The organism is Corynebacterium jeikeium (assembly GCA_003955985.1).
Classification (GTDB): Bacteria; Actinomycetota; Actinomycetes; order Mycobacteriales; family Mycobacteriaceae; genus Corynebacterium; species Corynebacterium jeikeium_D.
In genome coordinates this window covers 631,511-652,397 of record CP033784.1, presented here as the reverse complement: position 1 = coordinate 652,397, position 20,887 = coordinate 631,511, and the positions used below count along the sequence as shown (strand labels likewise).

At 58.4% G+C, this 20,887-nt stretch carries 20 protein-coding genes; 3 read left to right on the top strand and 17 right to left on the bottom strand.

Annotated features, from left to right (window positions below; all coding sequences use genetic code 11):
* Nucleotides 1-160: 160 nt before the first annotated feature.
* The 8 genes from raiA to EGX79_02855 form a co-directional block, all read right to left on the bottom strand.
* Nucleotides 161-820 carry a ribosome-associated translation inhibitor RaiA gene (gene raiA / locus EGX79_02890; GenBank protein AYX81224.1) on the bottom strand — a complete coding sequence of 220 codons (660 nt, stop codon included), beginning with the start codon at nucleotides 818-820 and terminating at the stop codon, nucleotides 161-163.
* 162 nt (nucleotides 821-982) lie between these two features.
* A complete protein-coding gene (locus tag EGX79_02885) occupies nucleotides 983-1,162 on the bottom strand; it encodes a hypothetical protein (GenBank protein ID AYX81223.1) in 180 nt (59 codons plus the stop codon).
* A 571-nt stretch (nucleotides 1,163-1,733) separates the two neighbouring features.
* The gene (locus EGX79_02880) at nucleotides 1,734-3,575 is read right to left on the bottom strand and encodes a hypothetical protein (GenBank protein AYX81222.1); all 1,842 of its coding nucleotides are present in this window, start codon (nucleotides 3,573-3,575) and stop codon (nucleotides 1,734-1,736) included.
* On the bottom strand, nucleotides 3,576-5,294 hold the full coding sequence (locus EGX79_02875; GenBank protein AYX81221.1) for a sensor histidine kinase: 1,719 nt from the start codon (nucleotides 5,292-5,294) through the stop codon (nucleotides 3,576-3,578).
* 33 nt (nucleotides 5,295-5,327) lie between these two features.
* Nucleotides 5,328-6,002 carry a DNA-binding response regulator gene (locus EGX79_02870; GenBank protein AYX81220.1) on the bottom strand — a complete coding sequence of 225 codons (675 nt, stop codon included), beginning with the start codon at nucleotides 6,000-6,002 and terminating at the stop codon, nucleotides 5,328-5,330.
* Nucleotides 6,003-6,056: 54 nt separating this feature from the next.
* Nucleotides 6,057-6,704: a dTMP kinase gene (locus EGX79_02865; protein AYX81219.1), complete on the bottom strand. Its 648-nt coding sequence runs from the start codon at nucleotides 6,702-6,704 to the stop codon at nucleotides 6,057-6,059.
* A 27-nt stretch (nucleotides 6,705-6,731) separates the two neighbouring features.
* Nucleotides 6,732-8,186 carry an adenosylhomocysteinase gene (locus EGX79_02860; GenBank protein ID AYX81218.1) on the bottom strand — a complete coding sequence of 485 codons (1,455 nt, stop codon included), beginning with the start codon at nucleotides 8,184-8,186 and terminating at the stop codon, nucleotides 6,732-6,734.
* 67 nt (nucleotides 8,187-8,253) lie between these two features.
* Nucleotides 8,254-8,628, bottom strand: a complete 375-nt coding sequence (locus EGX79_02855) for a DUF4259 domain-containing protein (GenBank protein AYX81217.1) — start codon at nucleotides 8,626-8,628, stop codon at nucleotides 8,254-8,256.
* Between the two features lie 350 nt (nucleotides 8,629-8,978).
* Between EGX79_02855 and EGX79_02850 the strand changes: the two genes are divergently transcribed.
* Entirely contained in the window at nucleotides 8,979-9,737 is a 759-nt protein-coding gene (locus tag EGX79_02850) for a hypothetical protein (GenBank protein AYX81216.1), read from the top strand.
* Here EGX79_02850 and manA read toward each other — a convergent pair.
* The 4 genes from manA to EGX79_02830 all read right to left on the bottom strand — a co-directional run bounded on the left by manA (nucleotide 9,734) and on the right by EGX79_02830 (nucleotide 13,981).
* The gene (gene manA, locus EGX79_02845) at nucleotides 9,734-10,936 is read right to left on the bottom strand and encodes a mannose-6-phosphate isomerase, class I (GenBank protein ID AYX81215.1); all 1,203 of its coding nucleotides are present in this window, start codon (nucleotides 10,934-10,936) and stop codon (nucleotides 9,734-9,736) included. The two genes, EGX79_02850 and manA, sit on opposite strands and share 4 nt — an antisense overlap.
* An 86-nt stretch (nucleotides 10,937-11,022) precedes the next feature.
* The gene (locus EGX79_02840; protein AYX81214.1) at nucleotides 11,023-12,039 is read right to left on the bottom strand and encodes a hypothetical protein; all 1,017 of its coding nucleotides are present in this window, start codon (nucleotides 12,037-12,039) and stop codon (nucleotides 11,023-11,025) included.
* Between the two features lie 38 nt (nucleotides 12,040-12,077).
* The gene (locus EGX79_02835) at nucleotides 12,078-13,457 is read right to left on the bottom strand and encodes a phosphomannomutase/phosphoglucomutase (protein ID AYX82695.1); all 1,380 of its coding nucleotides are present in this window, start codon (nucleotides 13,455-13,457) and stop codon (nucleotides 12,078-12,080) included.
* Nucleotides 13,458-13,573: 116 nt separating this feature from the next.
* Nucleotides 13,574-13,981: a DUF3499 domain-containing protein gene (locus EGX79_02830; protein ID AYX81213.1), complete on the bottom strand. Its 408-nt coding sequence runs from the start codon at nucleotides 13,979-13,981 to the stop codon at nucleotides 13,574-13,576.
* Nucleotides 13,982-14,153: 172 nt separating this feature from the next.
* Here EGX79_02830 and EGX79_02825 point away from each other — a divergent pair, with 172 nt between their 5' ends.
* Nucleotides 14,154-14,636, top strand: a complete 483-nt coding sequence (locus EGX79_02825; protein ID AYX81212.1) for a metallopeptidase family protein — start codon at nucleotides 14,154-14,156, stop codon at nucleotides 14,634-14,636.
* A 373-nt stretch (nucleotides 14,637-15,009) separates the two neighbouring features.
* Here the strand turns inward: EGX79_02825 and EGX79_02820 are convergent, their stop codons facing one another.
* The 4 genes from EGX79_02820 to rfbD form a co-directional block, all read right to left on the bottom strand.
* Entirely contained in the window at nucleotides 15,010-15,378 is a 369-nt protein-coding gene (locus EGX79_02820; protein ID AYX81211.1) for a WhiB family transcriptional regulator, read from the bottom strand.
* A gap of 320 nt (nucleotides 15,379-15,698) precedes the next feature.
* On the bottom strand, nucleotides 15,699-16,856 hold the full coding sequence (locus tag EGX79_02815) for an NDP-sugar synthase (protein ID AYX81210.1): 1,158 nt from the start codon (nucleotides 16,854-16,856) through the stop codon (nucleotides 15,699-15,701).
* Nucleotides 16,857-16,897: 41 nt separating this feature from the next.
* The gene (locus EGX79_02810; protein ID AYX81209.1) at nucleotides 16,898-17,821 is read right to left on the bottom strand and encodes a glycosyltransferase family 2 protein; all 924 of its coding nucleotides are present in this window, start codon (nucleotides 17,819-17,821) and stop codon (nucleotides 16,898-16,900) included.
* Between the two features lie 11 nt (nucleotides 17,822-17,832).
* The gene (gene rfbD, locus EGX79_02805; protein ID AYX81208.1) at nucleotides 17,833-18,807 is read right to left on the bottom strand and encodes a dTDP-4-dehydrorhamnose reductase; all 975 of its coding nucleotides are present in this window, start codon (nucleotides 18,805-18,807) and stop codon (nucleotides 17,833-17,835) included.
* A 217-nt stretch (nucleotides 18,808-19,024) separates the two neighbouring features.
* Here rfbD and EGX79_02800 point away from each other — a divergent pair, with 217 nt between their 5' ends.
* The gene (locus EGX79_02800; GenBank protein ID AYX81207.1) at nucleotides 19,025-20,611 is read left to right on the top strand and encodes a LytR family transcriptional regulator; all 1,587 of its coding nucleotides are present in this window, start codon (nucleotides 19,025-19,027) and stop codon (nucleotides 20,609-20,611) included.
* Here EGX79_02800 and hypC read toward each other — a convergent pair.
* Complete coding sequence (hypC, locus tag EGX79_02795) at nucleotides 20,608-20,868, bottom strand: HypC/HybG/HupF family hydrogenase formation chaperone (protein AYX81206.1); 261 nt, start codon at nucleotides 20,866-20,868, stop codon at nucleotides 20,608-20,610. The two genes, EGX79_02800 and hypC, sit on opposite strands and share 4 nt — an antisense overlap.
* Nucleotides 20,869-20,887: the final 19 nt, after the last annotated feature.

The window sequence follows — 20,887 nt, the reverse complement described above, 5'->3', positions numbered from 1 at the left end:
AAATTGGGACCTTTCCGGCCGATTCACGTCGAACTTTAATGTGCAACGGTTGATTATACGACGAACCCGCCTTCCCTTCTAAGAGAAGACGGGCTCATGTGAGCAATTACTTACCAATACACAGCTCTGCGCGGTATTGCGTGCTCTTTTTGGTGAAGACTTACTTCTCGTCTTCGTCTGCCAGCTCAATCAGACCGTAGTCGTACGCGTGACGACGGTAGACCACGGACGGACGAGAGGTTGCCTCGTTAACGAAGAGGTAGAAGTCGTGACCGACGAGCTCCATCTCAGACAGAGCATCTTCCACCGTCATCGGAGTTGCGGAGTGCTGCTTGGTACGCACAACCTGGCCCGGGGTCACGTCCTCAACCAGATCCTCGTACGGATCAGCCTTTTCCGGAGCCGCTGCCTCAGCCTCTGCAACCAGCGAAGCAGTTGCCTCGCCGACGGACATCGGTGCACGGTGGCCAGAACGGCTAATCTTGCGGCGAGCCTTCACCTTACGCAGGGAGCGCTCCATCTTGCCCAGAGCAGACTCCAGTGCAGCGTAGAAGCTATCTTCCTTCGCTTCCGCACGAGCCAGGTGTCCCTTGCCAGTAGCGGTGATCTGAATACGGTCAGAGCGGTCTGCACGGCGCGGATTCGGCTCGTGCTGGAGCTCCACGTGGAAGAAGGTCAAAGTCGGGTCGAGGCGCTCAATCTTCGCCAGCTTCGCCTTAACACGATCTGCGAAGTGCTCTGGAACCTCAACATTGCGCCCGGTGATGGTCACCTGAGCGTTCGGGCTGAGTACCTCGTTGTTGTCAGCAGGTGTGGACACTTGCTACCTACCTCCCGGTATGGCCACCGCCCTTCCGTGAGCGGGATTACTCACGGCGTCTACGGTGACGAGTCTTTCTGCACCCCCAGGATACAGTTCCGGGGGTAACCAATGCCACGTTCCCCTCGTTTATTTTTCGCTTGCCGACGACACCCCCTGCGTCTACGCCCGGGCGAGCACCAACACCATGTCGATGCGAATCCCCAATGACGCTGCCACCAACTCGGTTTCCGCTGCAGTGGCACCAGTGGTGGCCACATCATCAACCAGAATTACTGTCGCCTTCGCACAGCGTTGTCGCAGCTTGTCGCTAATTCCGCGCTTGAATTGCGTCAGCGGCACAATGTGGCCAGAAAGATTTCGTCTGCGTTGAGAAGCCCCCAGCTCCGCGGAATCCCGCGTGCGCCCGCCAATGCGCACCAGGGGCAATACCGAACTGGAGGGGAGCTGACTGCAAGCAAAGTCGCAGGCAATTGTTACCGGGTCCCCACCCCGTTGTCGACGGGATGACGATCTTGTCGGCGCGGGAATCAAAATGACGGGGGTAATTTCCGGGGGCATTATATGGCCATCAGAGGCCAGCCTTCGTACCGCAGCGGCGAACACGGCCCCCATGATTCGTCTAGCTTCACCACTGCCCCGTTCTTTGGCCGACAAAATGAGATGTCTCCTCGCACCCGAGTACGGACCGCAGGTCCACGCTGCTGCGCGTAACGAAGCCCGCGGTGAAAACCGCACTGGAGGTTGCTGAAGATCGTCCTTGCAACCGCGACACAGCGCCCCGGAGCAGCCGCACACCGGACAGGTTTCCGGTATCACGAGGCCGATTGCATCGCGGGTAACGTCGTAAAGCACGCGCAGAAATTCCTGCGATGACCTCCCCTGCGCCATTAATCCCCTCCCCGATTTGCGCTTATTCCACAGACACCGGAGCCATTCGACCGCGCGCACCCGGAACCTGGCGCCAGAACTGCTGCTGCCCCTCGCTGGAGATCAGCTCCATGACACCGGTGGCATCCAATGCGTAACGCTTCGACGAGGTCGCGGTAACTACAGGAATTGGCGGTGTCAGGTTGAGCTTCGGCAGAACGGAGCTAGTCGCACCGTCCGGGAAGGCACTCCACATCGGGGTGTCTCCGCTGTAACCGCCCACCGTGACCGTTTGATTCGGCGACCACGTCAGCGACACTGGGGAAACGTTTTCAGGGAGCGGCAGAGCGCGCGGGTGCGTCAACTTCCACGGTTTATCGTCATGCCTTTCGATTGTGGCGATATAGACTTCACCAGCGATAATCATCGCTACCTGCGTGCCTGAAGAATCGACGCGGAATTCAGAAATGCCGGCGCTCGGGCGCCCCGTTCCTTCGCCGCCGTCAAGAAGGTGGCTGAGCTCAGAGGTATCAACCTCCTCCTGCTGAATCTGAGATGACGTCGACTGCCGAACCAGGCGTACGACTGTTGTACCGTCCTTCACTGTCCAGACCGCCTCGGCGTCTGGAGACCATGTCGGACGGGTGAGACTCTCGCCAGTCAGCACAGGAACCGGCTGATCTTGTATTCCGCCGAGCATCAATGTGGACTCCCCGAGGTCATACGACCCAGCACGACCATCCACGGCCGAGCGGAACACGGCGGCAATAAGCTCGCTGCCATTGGGGTTGGTGCCCACTGCCGCGGAAAACACCGCAGTGCTGCCGCTGGCGGTCCAGCCGCGTCCCACAGGTGTGGCGTGGCCGTCAGCGATCTCGTAGATACCGCTGCGGTCGACCGTCCGTAACGGTGCGTTATCAGCCGGTAGATGATTCGGGTCGTAGAGCTGGATTGTGTCGGTGTCCTTCGTCCACGGCTCGTCGTGGCTGGCAACTAGTGGTTCGCCGTCGGCCATGAGGATCCACGGACCACGGAAATCTGCCGAGTCGAGAGTCCAGATAATCTGCGCCGCGAGCATGACACGCAGTTCCTCGGAAACATCACCCAACCCGGTGATTTCGACCCTGCGACCGTCCGCGTTGGACACAGGTCCTGCTTCCACCGCAATCGAGGCATTGGGCTTGAGCACGGTGGTGACGCCCGGCCGCAGTGGTGCTGATGGGCCGTTCTTCAGCTTCGTCAACAGATTGGTCGCGCCATCGGTGACGCCACGATAGAGCCAACGGCGATCTGTGACCAAATGATTACCCGCCGGGTCGAGGAAATAGACATTGCGAGGCACATTGTTTTCCAGGAATGCCTGACGCTCCATGACAACTCCGTCGGGCAGCGAGGAAATGCGCCACTGCCCATCCGAACCGAGCTTCATCTCCACGGTTTCCTCATAGTCACCGGACTGGGGCTCATACGCACCATCAGTACCGAATTGACCAACGCTGCGACCTCGGGCAACGAAGGACTGTCGCGATCCTCCATCTTCCCGCTGAGCGATGAGGTTGACACCGTCGAGAATGCGGGCGCTATCTTGCGGTTTCCAACTGGCCGCAAGTTCCGGGGTCATGAAGGCACGCATAGCTTGAAAATCATCAACCGGATGCGCGGCCGCGGCGAAAAAGTCGCGCAGGACAATGTCTGCATTGACATTCGGACGTGGCTGCGGAACTTCAATACGAACCTGGGGCGGCTCAAACGGACGCAGCACCTGGGGGCTGGTGTTCCGCGGAATGGTGGTACATCCTGCGGCCGTGCCCAAAATGATCACCGAGCTAAGCGCCACTGTCTTACGCAGGACGCGACGAGCCTTTGACTGTTGCTGCGCCGTCATTTAACTATCCTCCTCTCGTGCCTGTTGGGATTCGCTATCGCTAGCCCTCTGCCCCTTACCCTGATCCTGGCTCTTGGCTTGCGGTGCATTCGATTCCGATTCCAACTCCCGTGCACCAATTTCCCGCTGGTGCGGAATCTGATCGGGCAGCGGGGGAACTTCCAGTCCGAGCGGATGCTCGCCGAAGCTCGCATCGGGCTCCAGCGGCACAGTCAGACGGAAACAGCTACCGACCGTCGGCACGCCAAATGCCTCTAGTTCCCCACCGTGCAATTGTGCGTCCTCGCGTGCGATCGCCAAGCCAAGTCCCGTACCGCCGGTGCGTCGGACACGCGAGGGGTCAGCACGCCAGAAACGGTTAAACACCAGTTCCTGCTGCTCCGGCTTTAGCCCCACACCGTGGTCAACGACCGTAAACGAAACCGCGGAATCGCTCGCCCGCACGGTGACATCCACCGGATTGCCCTCACTGTGGTCAACAGCGTTGGCCATAAGATTGCGTAGCACGCGCTCGATACGACGCGAGTCGACTGTCGCCATTACCGGTTCATCGGGCAGATGGAAGCGGATGGGCGTACCGGTCTCCTTAGCCACGACTGTTACCTGCTGATAGGCAGCATCCACGCAGCGACGAACATCGACCTTTTCTGCGGACAGGTCGGCAACGCCGGCATCGTGGCGTGAGATCTCAAGCAGGTCATTGAGAAGCATCTCAAAACGCTCAAGCTCCTCATTCATCAGCTCAGCTGCGCGGCGAGTCGCCGGATCAAGGTCCTCAGCGCCGTCCGCAATAAGATCGGCCGCCATACGCACCGTGGTCAGAGGTGTCCTCAACTCATGCGAAACATCGGAGGTGAACTGTCGCTGCAGACTGCCGTATTCCTCCAACTGTCTAATCTGCGTGGACAGCGATTCGGCCATCTTGTTAAAGCTCATTGCCAGTCGCGCCATGTCATCTTCACCTTGCACGACCATGCGTTCGCGCAAGTGCCCGTCGGCAAAGCGCTGGGCAATCTGGGCAGCGGAACGCACTGGTGTCGTCACCTGATTGGAGAAGAACCAAGTAATACCACCGAGAAGCGCCATGATGATTACTGTCGCACCGGCGAGCAGACCACGAACCAACTTAATAGTCGATTCCTCTGCGGCCATAGAGGTGACCAGATAGAGCTCGAGCCCATCAACCGAGGTAGAAGTGGGACTACCGATAATTAACGCCGAGTACGTATCGCCGCGGTTATCAGTGACTTGGCGTACCTGATACGCAATTTGCCCTTGTCGGACTACTTCATGCAATCGTTCTGGGACATCAGCCTTAATCGGCGATGAAGCCAACACCGTGCCTCGCGGCACCGGCGCCACGAGCAGTGGTTCATAACTTGTCAATGGTGCAGCACCGGAACCGGCTGCACGGTTCACAAGGGCATCGCGCCCCACGTTGAGCAGAGCTTGCAGCTCGTTGGACGAAGAGTTCTCAATCGCCCGCTCCACCACTGCGCGAGCACGGTCAATTTCCTCGTCGGCAGCGGTAACCTTTGCGTCGATAAGCCGCTGGGTAACAATAGTCGCCAACGCGAAACCGAGTACCGCAATCACCATCGCGCTCAGTACCACCACAGAGGTCAGAATGCGCGCTTGAATAGACGTGCGCCAGAGTGTAACCGCCCAGGTCACTCCCCTATTGGTGAAGTCTCGAAGCTTCGTTATTAATCGACGCAAGAATCGGCTCCCACTAAAGCTGACTGACCTTGATTAGTCACCCGTCTTGTACCCGACACCGCGGACGGTCAGCACAATCTGGGGGTTTTCCGGATCCAATTCAATCTTCGAGCGCAGACGCTGAACGTGAACGTTGACGAGTCGGGTATCCGAGGTGTGCTGATATCCCCAGACCTTTTCCAACAACTCATCACGGGAAAAGACCTGCTTCGGACGGGAAGCAAGAGTGTGCAATAGGTCAAACTCCAACGGGGTCAGAGAAATCTCCTTGCCATCACGGAACACGGCGTGACCGGGCACGTCGATGGTCAAGTCGCCGACCTCGAGAGTCTCACTCGGGCTGTCTTCTTGACGACGCAGCCGAGCGCGCACACGCGCCACGAGCTCCTTCGGCTTAAAGGGCTTCGTGACATAGTCATCCGCACCGGATTCCAGGCCGAGGACCACATCGACCGTGTCGGTCTTCGCAGTCAACATGATGATCGGCACCGCCGATGTCTCTCGCACAGTGCGACAGACATCGACACCACCCATGCCCGGCAACATGAGATCCAGCAGAATCAAATCTGGATTCTCCCGCTCTGCTGCCTTGACAGCTTCGAGGCCATCGTCGACTACTACTGTGTCGAAGCCCTCGCGCTCCATCACCATCGTGAGCATTTCGGCGATGGCCGGATCATCATCAACAACCAGGATTTTTGAGCTCATGCGTCATATTCTAAACGTAAAGCTATCTAGTTCTGTAGTTTCCGGTTGAGGTGGCTAGCGCAGGCGTGCACTGATCCATTCCACAAGACGGTCCGCCCCATCATCCCCCGTAAGCATCAACCATGGTGACTGCCACGAGCCCCCCGCGAACTTCTGGTACGCCGCCAGCGTGCGCTCCTGCAAACCCGAGTCCTTTTCGTAGGTATCCCTAGTTCGCTGCACATCAGCGGCTTCCCGATTGCGTGCGCGGTCGGCTGCCACTCCCACCGACGTGGCCAGACAGACCTGAACGTCGGGAAGCGGAAGCTGGAAATCTCCGAATTCGGTCTTCTCAATCCACTCAACGATCGCCGAATCCTGTGTGCGAGCCAGGGAGTAGGCCGCGTTGGACGCGACGTAGCGGTCGATAATCAGAACATCGTTCTCGCGCGCTGCATCAACAATCGCTTCACGACGTTCTTTGCGGTCCAGAGCGAACAGGAGTGCCATTGCCCAAGCGGAGTCCGCGGTGTCGCCGAGCTGACCGTGCAAGGCTTGATCGGCGAAATCAGCGAAGATTGTCTGCCGGTACGCCGGAAAGGTCATCGATGAAACGGAGTGCCCTTGACTTCGGAGTTGATTGGTAACAGCTGTGACAAGCGTGTTCTTGCCAGCACCGTCGATTCCTTCGACTGCGATAATCAAATTTTTCTCCTCGCACACATGGCTACGGCCTAGCCTTGCTTAGAACTAGTAGCGGTAGTGCTCTGGCTTATACGGGCCCTCGACATCAACGCCGATGTATTCGGCCTGTTCCTTGGACAGCCGGGTGAGCTCGCCGCCAAGTGCCTCGACGTGAATGCGAGCGACCTTCTCATCCAGAATCTTCGGCAGACGATGGACAGAGTTGTCGTACTTATCACCGTTGCAGTAGAGCTCAATCTGCGCGATCGTCTGGTCGGCGAAGGAGTTCGACATTACGAAGGACGGATGTCCGGTGGCATTGCCCAGGTTGAGCAAACGCCCCTCGGAAAGCACGATCAGAGAGCGCTCTTCGCCGTCTGCATGCGGAAAGATGTACTCGGTGACCTGCGGCTTGATCTCCACACGACGGACATCATCGCGATGGTGCAGGCTATGCATGTCAATCTCGTTGTCGAAGTGCCCGATGTTGCCCAGCAGCGCGTGGTTCTTCATCTGCTGCATGTGCTCGAAAGTAATGACGTCCTTGTTGCCTGTGGCGGTGATGACAATGTCGACATCTGCGATGACGCTCTCAGTAGCGACAACGTCGAAACCGTCCATCAATGCCTGCAATGCGTTAATCGGGTCGGCCTCGGTGACCTGAACGCGAGCGCCCTGGCCAGCCAGTGCCTCTGCGCATCCCTTACCCACGTCACCGTAGCCACAGACCAGTACGTTCTTGCCGCCAACCAGCATGTCGGTACCGCGGTTGATGCCGTCCAGAAGGCTGTGACGGGTGCCGTACTTGTTATCGAACTTGGACTTGGTGACCGCATCGTTGACGTTCATGGCCGGGAATGGCAGCACTCCCTGCTCTGCGAAGTGGTAGAGGCGGTGGACACCAGTGGTGGTCTCCTCTGTGACACCCTTGACCGACTCTGCAATTCGGTGCCAACGGCCGGCATCCTTCTCCAGGCTGGCGCGAAGCATGTCCTTGAAGGCAATAAACTCATCCGAATCCGACTCTTCTGCAGGCGGCACCAGGCCAGCATCCTCGAATTCCATGCCCTTAATGACAGCCATGGTGGCGTCGCCGCCGTCGTCCAGAATCATGTTGGCATCTTCATCGCCCCAGTCGAAGATGCGGTCGAGGCACCACCAGTACTCTTCCAGTGTCTCGCCCTTCCAAGCGAAAACCGGAACACCCTGCGGGTCCTCCGGAGTGCCGTTTCGCCCAACGACGACTGCCGCAGCGGCCTCATCCTGAGTGGAGAAGATGTTGCACGAGGCCCAGCGGACCTGTGCGCCCAGCGCCGTCAACGTCTCGATGAGCACTGCGGTTTGAACCGTCATGTGAATGGAGCCGGAAATACGGGCACCGGCCAGTGGCTGCTGCTCCGCGTACTCTTCGCGCAGCGCCATTAGACCTGGCATCTCGTGCTCAGCCAGACGAATCTGGTGACGACCGGCCTCAGCCAGGGAGAGGTCTGCAACCTTGAAATCAATGTTCTTCGAGGACATGTAACGCTTTCTCTAGATTCTTTGACGTGAGATTCTTCTTAAAGAATTACTACTGGGGACGCGAGAGTTACTCTACCGCTTCGACGCAGTTTTCCAGCGCCGCCTGGTCAGACTCACTGAGTTCCCCCAGAAGACTATCGAAGACCTCGGATGCGATAGCCAACGCATCTTCCTCGCTGCCGTGCGCCTCGGAGATTCCCTCCCGGATGAAGCTGTAGTCCTCCACAATGTCACCGCCGCTAAATGGCGCACCATTCCAAATTGCAATGATCACAGCCGCCGCGAGTGCGCATGCTTTCTCATCGCTATTTTCGGAATCCACCCCAATGCGGCCAGCATCAATCAATGCACCAACACGATCCTGTGAGTCGAGATCCTGAACCTCATCGAAGAGTTCAATGACCGAATCGCTACCAAAAATCTCAGTATCCCAGATGGACATGATAGGTGGCCACGCTCCTTTCGCGCTTCGAACCAATAGCCAGTTTTCGCCTATCGACGAGCGCTTTCCAAAGAGCGCTTTTCGACGAGCCCACGGTAATCTGGCCGCCGACCTAAAAGCTGTCGCCTGCACGTACCGCTAGCCGGAAAACCGCATGTGGCCTTACCGAAGTTCTACCCGACTTTTCGTCACTTTTACAGTTCGAGAGACATATTTAATCCCTTCAACACAATTTTCACCCTAGAGAGAAGATAACGGGCATGTTAAGTTAGTTCCCAGACCTCGTAATGCAACTGTTATCTTTTTCGTTACAGGGCGACCTCACGCATGACACGAAAGGAGTACCTACCATGGTGAAGAAGGCTTTTGGAGCTCTTCTGCTTGCAGCCCTTCCCCTGAGCGCTTCGCTCGTAGGCTGCTCCGATAGCAATGCCGCCAAGGGTGCAAATCCGGAAAACGCCGGCTCTCAGTCGGAAATGGAGACCTCTGCTCCACTGCCTCCAGTTCCTAGTGATGCCGAGCTGCAGCAGACCACTGAACCGAATTCAGATTCCTCGCTGACTGAGACGAACGACAGTCTAGTATCTCGTCCGACCACGTCATCGAGCACCGAGATCGTTGAGGATCCGTACCTGCCACCGCAGGCGTACATCCCCCCGACTTCCACAAGCTCAAGTGCGACAACTCCGACGTCGACGACATCGACACCTCCGACGACCACGGAGACCACAGAGCCCACCTCTGACGACGTTTCTTCGCCGACGCCCAGCAAGCCGGTGCCACTGCTACCGGAAGATAACTCGGAAAAGCCGAACGACAGTCTTCCGGAAGGCGATGGTGGTGCAGCAGCTGAGCCGAAGCCGCCTTCATCGCAGGCGCAGTCCCAGTCGGGTACGCAAACCACAACTCCGTCCGAGACTCCTCAGAAGACTCCTTCGAAGGAGCCGACATCCCCGAAGGAGCCGACACCTCCGAAGGACCAGACCCCTTCGACGGAGAAGGACACCACTGGCGGCAATGGGGCTAGCAATAGCAAGATTTCCCCAATCCCGGAAAAGCCGAAGGACTCCGGATTCCTGGGAAATCTCTTCGATAACGACGAGGACTAACCCACCCGCGGGACGGTCGCGACAAAGACGGTTGCCCCGTCTTGGCGCGCAGTCAGCTCAATATCGACTGCGTCGACAGCCGGAACCCAGGCCGCATGGCCGCTGGGAACCTCAACCACGGAGTCGTCGTGACGCAACGCCACCGTGCCCGCTGTAGACAACACAACCGTGGCGGATTCTTCGTCGAGCAGAACATGTTCGCCCGGCTCCAGATCCCGCGAACGAAGGCGAAACTCGCGCACCGGCGCGTCATAGTCATTCCAGCCATCATCGGTCAGCCGCGACTGCAGCACCGGATCTGGCAGCGGTCGGAAAGAGAGCACGCGCAGTAGCTCCACGACATCGACGTGCTTAGAGGTCAGCCCTCCGCGCAGCACGTTGTCGGAGTTGGCCATGATTTCCACGCCCATGCCATTGAGGTAAGCATGCAGCTGTCCAGCACCAAGGTAGATGGCTTCGCCCGGCTGTAAGCGAAGGCGATTAAGCAGCATCGACCCCAGGACTCCCGGGTCCCCCGGATACTTTCGAGCCAATTCGCAAGTGGTCTCGGCTACTCGCGAGAACTCCTCGTCATCGCCACTGTAATCCGCGCACTTGGCAGCCACGGCCTCGACCAGCTCATCGAGGACATCCTGGGGCAACGTCAACCACGTTGTAAACAATGCCCGCAGAGCACTCTCGTCATCGGCGGCATCGAGCAGTCCCATGTAATGGTCGAGCTCCGGTACCGCCAGCGTCGCGAGCAACTCCTTCGTGCGCTCCACCGGGCGGAATCCGGCCAACGCGTCGAAGGTAGTCAGGGCGACAATAAGTTCCGGCTTGTGGTTGTTGTCCCGGTAATTTCGGAAATGTGCAGTGGCCGGAATGCCCTCCGCATTTTCGCGTGCAAATCCCTCCTGAGCTTCTGCCAAGGTGGGGTGTGCCTGCAGCGATAACGGCTCATCGGCTGCGAGCAGCTTCAACAGGAACGGCAGCCTGCCGTTGTCGGTGTCAATTGCATATCCGAGCGCAGCTGCCGGATCCTGCGCAATGAGCTCATCCAGCGGCGTGCCGGCCACCGTGGCCGATGCCAGTGCATGCGCACCAAACCACAGTTCCGCCCAGGGCTTCGATGTGGGAGCGTCCGCACCGGTGATTCTCGCCAAATGTGTACGAGACCCCCAGGGGTACGACTGCAGCACGGGGTCCAACAGCTCCATGCCCGTATCACTCCTCTAATAGTCACTTCTGGCGCGAGCACGCCAATCTCACCGAAGGCCCAAAAGCCTTCGGTGACACCCGGCGATTACGCAGAAAACGCCGCAATCGCACCAACTCTGGCTGCAGCAACACATACTTCAACCAATGGATGATGAGTCTCCGCATCGAGCGCAGGGCACTCCACACGAGCCCATCCAACCTCGCCGTAGTGGTCCCGGTAGTGGCCCACATTGTTCGGCGCAGCTAAAACAATCGCCCCCAACGGTAGCACTGTCGCCCCTTCATCCCCACCATCAATAAACGGGTCATAGAAAATATCGCGGCTTTCCTGGGGTTCTGCAGCGAGCAACGCGCCCACACTAAGAGACAATTCGCTTATCGACGACGCTGCCGAGACCACGCCTGCCTCAAGCATCTGTAACGATGCCAGTTCCGCTACCGGCGCCAGCGCCGAGGTCGTCGACACTGCAAGCATTCTGCGGCCTGCCACCCACTGCGCTACCTGCCGCGCGGGGTTAACTGTTTCATCTCGCTGCGGAGCACAGGCGGCAATATCGGCGTCCACCGCATCAGCGACTTCCTCCACTACCCCGGCCGGAGCCAGGGTGGTGGCACCGCATTCGGTGAGCGCGCTGGCGATGGCACCGACATAGGCGGTAAAGGACGCGGACTCCGCCATCGCCGGGCGCGGAACCACAACCGTATCGGGGCTACCGGCGGCACGCAGTGGCCCTTCACCGGGATCCACCACGACCGTGGCAGCACCTCGCCTATCAGCTTCAGCCAGAGCTGCCCCCAGTGGGCTGCCGGGGTTGTCGTCACAGACGATGACCAAGTCGAGGGCACCGACATAACTGGGCAACTGATGCGCAATTACCACCGGACAGCGGATATCGTCGGCAAGCGCGCGCACGGATTCGGCAGCGAGCTGCGCCCGACGATTTCCCACGAGGATGACCGCACTGCGCGGCAGTGAAAGTTGAGCAAACGCACCCCCGCGAGTCGCGGAAGCAGCAGCTCTGAGACCTGCACCGGCAGTGGCCATACGATAGAACAGGGCCTCTTGGCGCGGGTTATGGGAGGAGTCGAATGACGAGGTCATACTCCCAAGCATGCCTGAAAACGGGCGTGTGGGGTTGATTAACCGCGGATGATGCCGAGAACTTCGTCGACAAGCGCATCGACCTCAGCACGCGTCGGCGCCTCGACGTTCAGACGCAGCAGCGGCTCCGTATTGGAGGCCCGGACGTTGAACCACGCCTTGGAGTCCGCCAGCTCAATGGTCAGGCCATCCATCCAGTCCGAGGACTCGGTGCGATCGGCAAAGGCAGTCTCGATTTCCTTCTGCTTTGCCTGCTGCTCCTCTGCGCTGCCCAGGCGGGAATTAATCTCGCCGGAGGCCTCGTAGCGGTTGTACTCGGCCATGAATTCGCTCAGTGGCTTATCCTGCTCTGCCAGTGCGGCCAGGACATGCATGGCGGCGAGCATGCCGGAGTCAGCGTTGAAGAATTCCTTGAAGTAGTAGTGCGCCGAATGCTCGCCACCAAAAACAGCACTGTGCTCGGCCATTTGCGCCTTAATAAAGGAGTGCCCAACACGGGTACGAACCGGGGTTCCGCCGTTTTCCACAATCATCTCCGGCACGACGTGTGAGGTAATCAGGTTATGGATGATAGCCGCGCCCGGGTTCTGCTCCAGGTAGCGGGTGGCCACCAACGCACAGATGGCCGATGGGCTGACCGGGTTGCCCTTCTCGTCGACGACGAAGCAGCGGTCAGCGTCGCCATCGAAGGCAATACCGATGTCTGCGCCCTGCTCCACCGTGAACTTCTGCAGGTCAACGAGGTTGGCGGGTTCCAATGGGTTGGCCTCGTGATTCGGGAAGTTGCCGTCGAGCTCAAAGTAGAGGTCAGCAACATCCATGTCTTCTCCGAGCACTGCCGGGACTGTCAGTCCTCCCATACCGTTACCGGCATCGACTGCGACCTTCAGACGACGGCCGGAGCGGATGTCGACCAGCCCATGGAGGAACGCCGCGTAATCCTGCAGAACATCCTCGTGATCAATTTCACCCGGAGTGCCGGTGTACTCCGGGATTCCGTCGACAAGCAGATCCTTAATCTGAGCAAGCCCTGTCTCCTGCCCAATCGGACGTGCCAGCGAACGGCACATCTTGATGCCGTTGTATTCAGCCGGGTTGTGGCTGGCAGTGAACATCGCGCCCGGGCATTCCTTTACTCCGGAGGCGAAATACAGCTCGTCCGTAGAGGTCAGGCCGAGCAGGGTGACGTTGAGCTCCTGTGCAGCCGCGCCGTCGGCGAAACTAGCCGCCAACTCCGGTGAGGACTCACGCATATCGTGGCCAACTACGGCACGTGTTGCGCCCTCTGAACGCATGATGTGTCCGAAGGCGGCGCCGATGGCTCCGACAAGATCCGCGTCGATGCCCTCACCGACAACACCGCGCACGTCATAGGCCTTGATGACGGCATCCAAATCGGAACGATTGTAAGTGCCCACGAAAAACCTCTCTGGGTAAGTATCAGTTTTGTGAAAAATGATACTAGCCACAGAGAGGCTCTCACAAAGAAATGCCGCGGCAAGATGGCATGAGCTGGGGCACGGCGCCCGACCCGTTAGTCGTCCGAATCCTCCGGATCGCGAACTACATGCAGGTGACCGCGCGCGGATTTCCGCGTCGACGGGTGGCGGCTGGAATCAATCTTGTAGGTTTGCGGACGGTTGTCGACCTCATCCCGCAGCACCAGGCCAGTCGCGTTGCGGCCAGCTTCACGGACGGCTTCCGCCAGTGCGGTCAAATCATCATCGTCCTGGGCGGGCGTCGGCACGTCGTAACGAACGAGCTCCCACCCCAGCGGTGCGGTGATAGAACGCGCGTGCTTCTCACAGAGATCCCAGCTATGCGGTTCGGACGCGGCGGCGAGCGGACCCACCACAGCCGTCGACTCCGCGTAGGCATACGTCAACGTAGCTACGGCAGGTTTGCCACAGCCGGGCCGGCAACAACGTCTAAAAACACTCACGGCATCAAAGTCTAGACCCTAACTTTAAGTTTCGATAGTTTTTCTCCCACTCGGGCGTTTTTCGCTTTCCGACGCTCCCCCGGGGCACCCCAGCCTTACCCAGTAAACCTGCGACATGGCCGGAAGCTGGCCTCACCCACGTTGACGATCCGACCGATTAAGCTCAACAAATATGAATTCATCGGCTTATACTCCGCGCTCTTTGCGACGCTCACTGCGACGCGGTCGCGGACCTCGGGGTCCTCTGTTGCCGCCGGAGGTACCCCGCTGGAAGAGCCGTTCAGAAGCTTTTGACCAGGCGGTTATTGACGCCTACGCCCCATTGGATCAGCGCTGGTCCCGGCAACTGTCACACCTGGACATCGCCATCGACACGATTCCTCGCATGCAGTTGCGCCCGGACATGTATTTCCCGGAAGAGATTGTCGCTGACGGACCTGTACCGCTGGGACGGCTTATCCCCGCTGGCATTGACCGCGTAGGCAACCCCACCCGCCCCTGCGTAGTAGTGTTCCGCCGCCCCATTGAGCGCCGTGTCTCGGGCCGAGTGGAACTGGACCAGATGCTGCAATATGTACTGACCCGCCTGGTAGCGGTATATCTGGGCATTGACCCGGTTGAGGTGGACCCTAGTTTCAACGAGAACTTCCTGTAGAAAGCTTTCTCCTAAGGAGCTCCCTAGAAACCGGGTATATAGACAAAAAGTGTCTGTGATTCTCAAGATAGTAACTGGTCAGGCCCCATAAATTACCGGCTGCACGCGTGAATACGGGCTGCAAATGTGAAACTGTGCAAGTTTATGACACTTTCAGGCCATTTTTCGGGCGATTTTTGTCATAAACGCAGTCAGTAACTCGCATTAAGAACTAAGCGACAAAAGGGCCCACCCAGCGACATGCTGAGCGGACATATTTTCGTCTATTAACCCTAGAGAGCAGGAAAAACTCGTTCACCGAAAAATCCCCCAGGGTATTACCCAAGGGGAAACTGCGAGGTCGAGCGAGGGATAAAATGCAGACCCGGCTGCCCTAGCCAATCTGCCGCTTCAAACGGCGGCGCTCACGCTCAGAGAGGCCACCCCAAATACCGAAGCGCTCATCATGCTCGAGAGCAAACTCCAGGCATTCATCTCGCACACCACAAGCACGACAAATACGCTTTGCTTCGCGAGTGGATCCACCCTTCTCAGGGAAGAAAGCTTCTGGATCGGTCTGGGCACACAGAGCTTGCTCCTGCCAGTCCTGATCGACGGCTTCAAACAACCCCGAAAGGTCATCTGCCCACTCTGTCAACGGCCGAGGCTGGTTTTCAGAGGAGCTATCATTCACAGCGATGTCACCCGCATTCGTCTCACTATCCACAGCAGAGCCGCCATCAAACATGCTGGACTTTTCCATGCCGAGGGCCTCCTGATGGTTGTTGCTGCGGGTCTTTAAATTGGGCTTAGTGTGCGAAACACACATTTGTGATTACACACGTGTAACCCACCATCGGTCAAGCCGAATAGAGAATTTGCCCCAATACTTTTCATTGCCCCTGAAGCCCCTCCCCCCGCGTTGGGGATTAAGTTCAGGTTGAAGGATGGTGCCCGAACCCTAAACCTGCCACCCAAACTCAATCACATTCACCACATGCCTCTCACCAGCAACTTTGGCGACACTTCGGCAACTCTAATCAGATATTGCCGACAAAAGTCTGACACGCCGAAGGCTGCAGACTAGACATCCGTCGAAAAACGTACTCCGTGATCGGGGATCTGGACGCCCGGCCACACACGGATACCGTTGATCAATTCACAGCGCGCACCAACGACGGCACCCTCGCCGATAATGGCATCACTGATGACCGTTCGCGGGCCAATATCGGCACCATCGGCAATCACAGAGCGCTCGATTACAGCACCGGCACCGATGCGTGCGCCGTCGAAGATCACCGATTGATCAATCCGAGCTCCCGCACCAATCTCCGCCCCACGGCCGACAACAGAGCCACCGTAGAGAAGAGCACCGCCACCGACCGACGCAGATTCGTCGACAAGCGCTTCGCCGTGCTTACCCTCTAGAAGTGGTGACGGCGCGATACCGCGGACCAAATCAGAGGAGCCGCGGACGAAGTCACCCGGAGTCCCCATGTCACGCCAGTAGGCGTAATCAACGTGACCGTAGACGTTCATACCGCGGTCAAGCAGCGCTGGGAAGATTTCACGCTCAACGCTGATGGGGCGACCAGCCGGAATCGACTCGATAATCTCGCGGCGGAACACGTAGATACCGGCATTAATCTGATCGGTCGGCGGATCCTGGGTCTTCTCCAGGAACTCCAGGACGCGCCCATCCTCATCGGTCGGAACACAGCCGAACGCGCGTGGATCCGGCACACGGACGAGGTGCATCGTGACGTCCGCATCCTTCTCCGCGTGGGTGCCCAACACCGCGCGCAAGTCGGTACCGCCGAGGACATCGCCATTGAAAATCATTGCGGTGTCATAGCGCAGCTTGTCTAGGACGTTTCGGATACCGCCACCGGTACCCAGCGGCTCAGCCTCAAAGACGTATTCAATTTCGAGACCCAAATCCGAACCGTCGCCGAAGTGTTCTTCAAATACTTCAGCTCGGTAGGAGGTGCCCAATACCACGTGCTTCATACCTGCTGCACGAATGCGGCCAAGCAGATGCTCCAGGAATGGATGCCCTGCCGTGGGCAGCATCGGCTTCGGCGTATTCACGGTAAGGGGACGCAAACGCGTACCTTGCCCGCCAACCAGAATGACAGCGTCAGTCTGTTCAGCCAACGTGGCTCCCGCCTGCTGTGCAGCATCCGCTCCCGGCTGGAAGGCGGAGCCATGCCCAGCACTCGGACGAACTTCGGTAGTCATGAAATCGGTAACTTTCTTCGATGGATCATTCCAACAGTTAATTAATTCCTACGCTTTTTGACCGCGATTATGACTTTGCCACGCAGGAACAGCCCCAAACGCAATGCCAGTCGCACAGGTGCCAGCGCCGGCCCCGGCAGGCGATCTGACATAAAACGGTATGCCGACTCGTGATGGGCCTTTACGGTAATTTCCGGGTGCTTACTGGCAGAATGTCCCTGCGCGTGACGTATCTCTGCACGGGGACAGAAAACATTGCTCCAACCGGCCTTGCCCAGTCGGTCACCCAAATCCACGTCCTCCATGTACATGAAGTAGCGGGTATCAAAGCCATCAATCTGGTCGAACGCATCCCACCGCAGCAGCAGGCATGCGCCCGACAACCATCCCGCCGATCGCTCACGATCCATATCCGTGTCATCCCGGTAGTGACGTGAGAAAGGGTTAGTAGGCCAGATATCGGCAAGCAGCGCGTGTCCGATACCGCTGACAAGTTTAGGAACCGCGCGTGCCGACGGGTACACGCTGCCATCCGCCTCGCGAATCAGCGGACCAATCGCTCCAGCTTTGGGATTGCGCTGCGCGCATTCCAACAGAACATCGATTGCGCCAGGGGCAAACACCACGTCAGGGTTGACCAGCATGACGTAATCAGGATTGATTTCACCAGCACGGCGAGCCCGCCCCAGCTCCGCAATGCCACGGTTGGCGGCCGCGCCATAGCCAATGTTGCCGCCGGTGCGCAGAAGCTGAACATCCGCTCCGGTCTCCTTGGCCCGAGCTTCTTCCTTCTCCACGGAACCATCCGTCGAGCCGTTGTCGGCCATAATCAGACGCGTGGAGGCACTGGCGGCGGGGCCCAGCGAATCCACCAGCTTGCTCAGGTGCTCACCGGGCGAAAAGGTCACGGTGACCACACCGAGCGGAAGCTGCGAGGGTTGCGGGGAATTCGAGGTTTCAATCACAAACCTAGACCCTAGGTCAGGACTGCTCGCAAAGTGTCCTGCCACTCCGGAAGTGCATGTAGACCTACCTCACTCCATGCCGAACCATCCAACACGGACCAGGCCGGACGTGGGGCCGGACGTGGGAACTCACTGCTGGTACAAGCCACCACACGCTGCGGATCGTGACCGGTGAGCCGAAACACTTCGCGAGCCACCTCGAACCATGTCGCCTCACCGCTGCCCGTGACATGGAAGGTGCCGGTCGGTGCGCTGCTCGGTTCAGACAACACACGTTCGGACAACTCCCAGATAGCCCCGGCGAGATCACCAACAAAGGTGGGGTTACCGTGCTGATCGTCAACGACCTTAATAATTGCCGGGTTGCCCTGGTCGTCAGTCGCCGTCTCTGCCAGACGAATCATCGTGGAAACGAAGTCCTTGGCCTCCGGCTGTGTGGGCCCCGACCAGACCCACGCCGTGCGCAAAATAGCGAAACGCGCACCCGAATCATGCACATTACTCTCCCCCACTAACTTGGTACGTCCGTACATAGTCCGAGGCGCGGTGAAATCATCAACTCGCAGCGCTCGACGCTGCCCCGTCATCTCATCGATTGCTACATCACCAAAGACATAGTCGGTGGAGATGTGAATGAGATACGCGTCTTCCTTTTTCGCCCGAGCCGCCAAGTACTTCGGTCCAAGTGCATTGATAAGGTGCGCCGAACCGGGATCGGATTCTGCGCCATCGACATCGGTCGCCGCTGCCGCGTTAATGATGATGTCGACGTCGTCAAGCAGAGGCGTTGCCTCCACAGCAGCCGAATCAGTGATATCCAACTGTGCCCGAGTGAGAGCGCGCACCTCAACATCGGCGGCAAAAGGATCACACTGAAGCGCAGTACCCAGCTGTCCCGCCGCACCAGTTATGGCGACAATGGGACGCCGCGAGTTGCTGTGGGTTGGTCCAGGAGTGGCGAAATGCGAGACTGAAATTTCGGACATATTCTTCTTCATCACTATCGTAGATACGATTGACACTGTGTTGAGGTGTAACCGGATACGGATTGACACTGTGTTGAGGTGCAACCGCACACGGTTGGACGGTTAAGGTTTATGTAGTTTCCGCAGCCGCTTACTGCCCTCCACGATGTGTGGAATGCCCACGCAGACATGCAGCACAAATTATATTTTCGAAAAACGGTTTAAGAGGAGCCCCGGTTTGAGCAGCCACACGCCACGCGCGCGTCACGCACGCGATATTCAAGCGCCACCGTCCTCTGCAGAGAGTACAGCCCAAGCTTGGCCGCCGATGCTGCGCAATGCGCTTGTGCTGCTCTCAGCCATTATCCTGGTTATTTCCGCAGTTGGCTGGTGGACACTTGGTAGGACCACCGACAACTTGGGTTCGGGTGGCGACTTCGGTCTAGGCAGTGAGAAGGACGGTGCAACCGATATTCTGCTCGTCGGCTCCGACTCCCGCACCGATGCCCAGGGCAACCCGCTGACTCCGGAAGAAGTTGAGCTTCTGCGTGCCGGCGACGAAGAAGCCACGAATACAGACACGATTATTGTGATTCGTGTTCCTGCCGATGGTTCTTCAGCGACGGCAATTTCCATTCCGCGCGATACCTATGTCCACACCAATCGTCTAGGCAACACAAAGATTAATGGTGTCTACGGCAACACAAAGCAAATGGTGGAAGAGGAACTCGCAGGAAGCGGGGCCTCGCCGGAAGATATTGAGCGTCGCTCGACTGAGGCCGGGCGCAGAGCTCTGATTGAAACCATTAGCGACCTCAGCGGTATCACCGTTGACCACTACGCAGAAGTTGGCCTGCTCGGCTTCGTCCTGCTCACCGACGCCATCGGCGGTGTCGATGTATGTCTGAATGAGGCTGTCTACGACGAGTTCTCGGGTGCAGATTTCCCAGCGGGCTCACAGACGTTGAAGGGTGCCGACGCGCTCTCATTCGTCCGCCAACGCCATGGTCTGCCCCGCGGTGACCTCGACCGAATTACTCGCCAGCAGGTCTTCATGGCCTCGTTCACCAATAAGCTGCTCGGCGCTGGCACACTGTCTAATCCCGCGAAGCTGTCTGAACTGGGCAATGCTGTCCAGCGCTCGGTGGTACTCGACGACAACTGGGATGTCACCGGATTTGCTACCCAGATGCAGGGCCTCAGTGGTGGCAACGTGAAGTTTGAAACTATCCCGGTGACCTCGATTGACGGTGTCGGTGACTATGGCGAGTCGGTGGTCACAATCGATAAGGGCCAGGTTCACAAGTACTTCGAGACCCTGCTGGGCACCAAGGAAGAAAAAGCTCCGGCGAAGGAAGAAGACGAAAAGAAGGCTGACCCCAACGCGGCTGAAACTACGGTCAGCGTTTACAACGCCACAGGCATTGAAGGTTTGGCCAGCGGCGTCTCAGGTTTCTTAACGGAAAAGGGCTACACCCAGGGCGAGGTCGGCAACGCTGAGTTCGCCGGCGTTGCCTCCAGCCAGATCAATGCGGCTGACCCAGAGGATCCGGCAGCGCAGGCCATCTCTGAGGCACTCGGTGGCGTACCGATTGTCCACGATCCATACCTCGACCCGCACCACATCTCAGTGACAATTGCCGGTGACTACGAAGGCCCGGGATTGACATCAGAGGGAATGGCCGCTGATTCGGGCGACGGTGCCGAACCCGCGCCTGAAGTCGAAGATGGTTCCAATGGCGATGTCATCGGCCAGGAAGGCGGGGCAATTCCGCAGGAAGATCGCCCCGCTATCGACGCCGCCGGCGTGACCTGCGTGAACTAGGCCCGTCCCTTCGGGGAGACCTCAGCGACATGTTCGATGAGGTTATATTCCTCAATTGCGGCCAAGGCCTCCTTGGCCTCCTGTTCGTCCAGCACGTTCATGATGAACCCGTTCTGGACGAACACCCAATCACCTGCCACCAGCTCAGGCACGTACATTGCCGAGCATTGCCGCTTCTGCCCCGCCATATCCACCGTCGCCATCGGCAATGGACCATCGGCGATTGCCAAAACCCGGGCAGGAATTCCAAGACACATCGTGTTACTTCGTCCTCTC

Coding starts and splice junctions, on each gene's coding strand:
- EGX79_02880 (AYX81222.1), bottom strand. CDS start 3,575: ATGACGGCGCAGCAACAGTCAAAGGCTCGTCGCGTCCTGCGTAAGACA.
- EGX79_02870 (AYX81220.1), bottom strand. CDS start 6,002: ATGAGCTCAAAAATCCTGGTTGTTGATGATGATCCGGCCATCGCCGAA.
- EGX79_02860 (AYX81218.1), bottom strand. CDS start 8,186: ATGTCCTCGAAGAACATTGATTTCAAGGTTGCAGACCTCTCCCTGGCT.
- EGX79_02855 (AYX81217.1), bottom strand. CDS start 8,628: ATGTCCATCTGGGATACTGAGATTTTTGGTAGCGATTCGGTCATTGAA.
- EGX79_02850 (AYX81216.1), top strand. CDS start 8,979: ATGGTGAAGAAGGCTTTTGGAGCTCTTCTGCTTGCAGCCCTTCCCCTG.
- manA (AYX81215.1), bottom strand. CDS start 10,936: ATGGAGCTGTTGGACCCCGTGCTGCAGTCGTACCCCTGGGGGTCTCGT.
- EGX79_02840 (AYX81214.1), bottom strand. CDS start 12,039: ATGACCTCGTCATTCGACTCCTCCCATAACCCGCGCCAAGAGGCCCTG.
- EGX79_02825 (AYX81212.1), top strand. CDS start 14,154: ATGAATTCATCGGCTTATACTCCGCGCTCTTTGCGACGCTCACTGCGA.
- EGX79_02820 (AYX81211.1), bottom strand. CDS start 15,378: ATGGAAAAGTCCAGCATGTTTGATGGCGGCTCTGCTGTGGATAGTGAG.
- EGX79_02815 (AYX81210.1), bottom strand. CDS start 16,856: ATGACTACCGAAGTTCGTCCGAGTGCTGGGCATGGCTCCGCCTTCCAG.
- rfbD (AYX81208.1), bottom strand. CDS start 18,807: ATGTCCGAAATTTCAGTCTCGCATTTCGCCACTCCTGGACCAACCCAC.
- hypC (AYX81206.1), bottom strand. CDS start 20,868: ATGTGTCTTGGAATTCCTGCCCGGGTTTTGGCAATCGCCGATGGTCCA.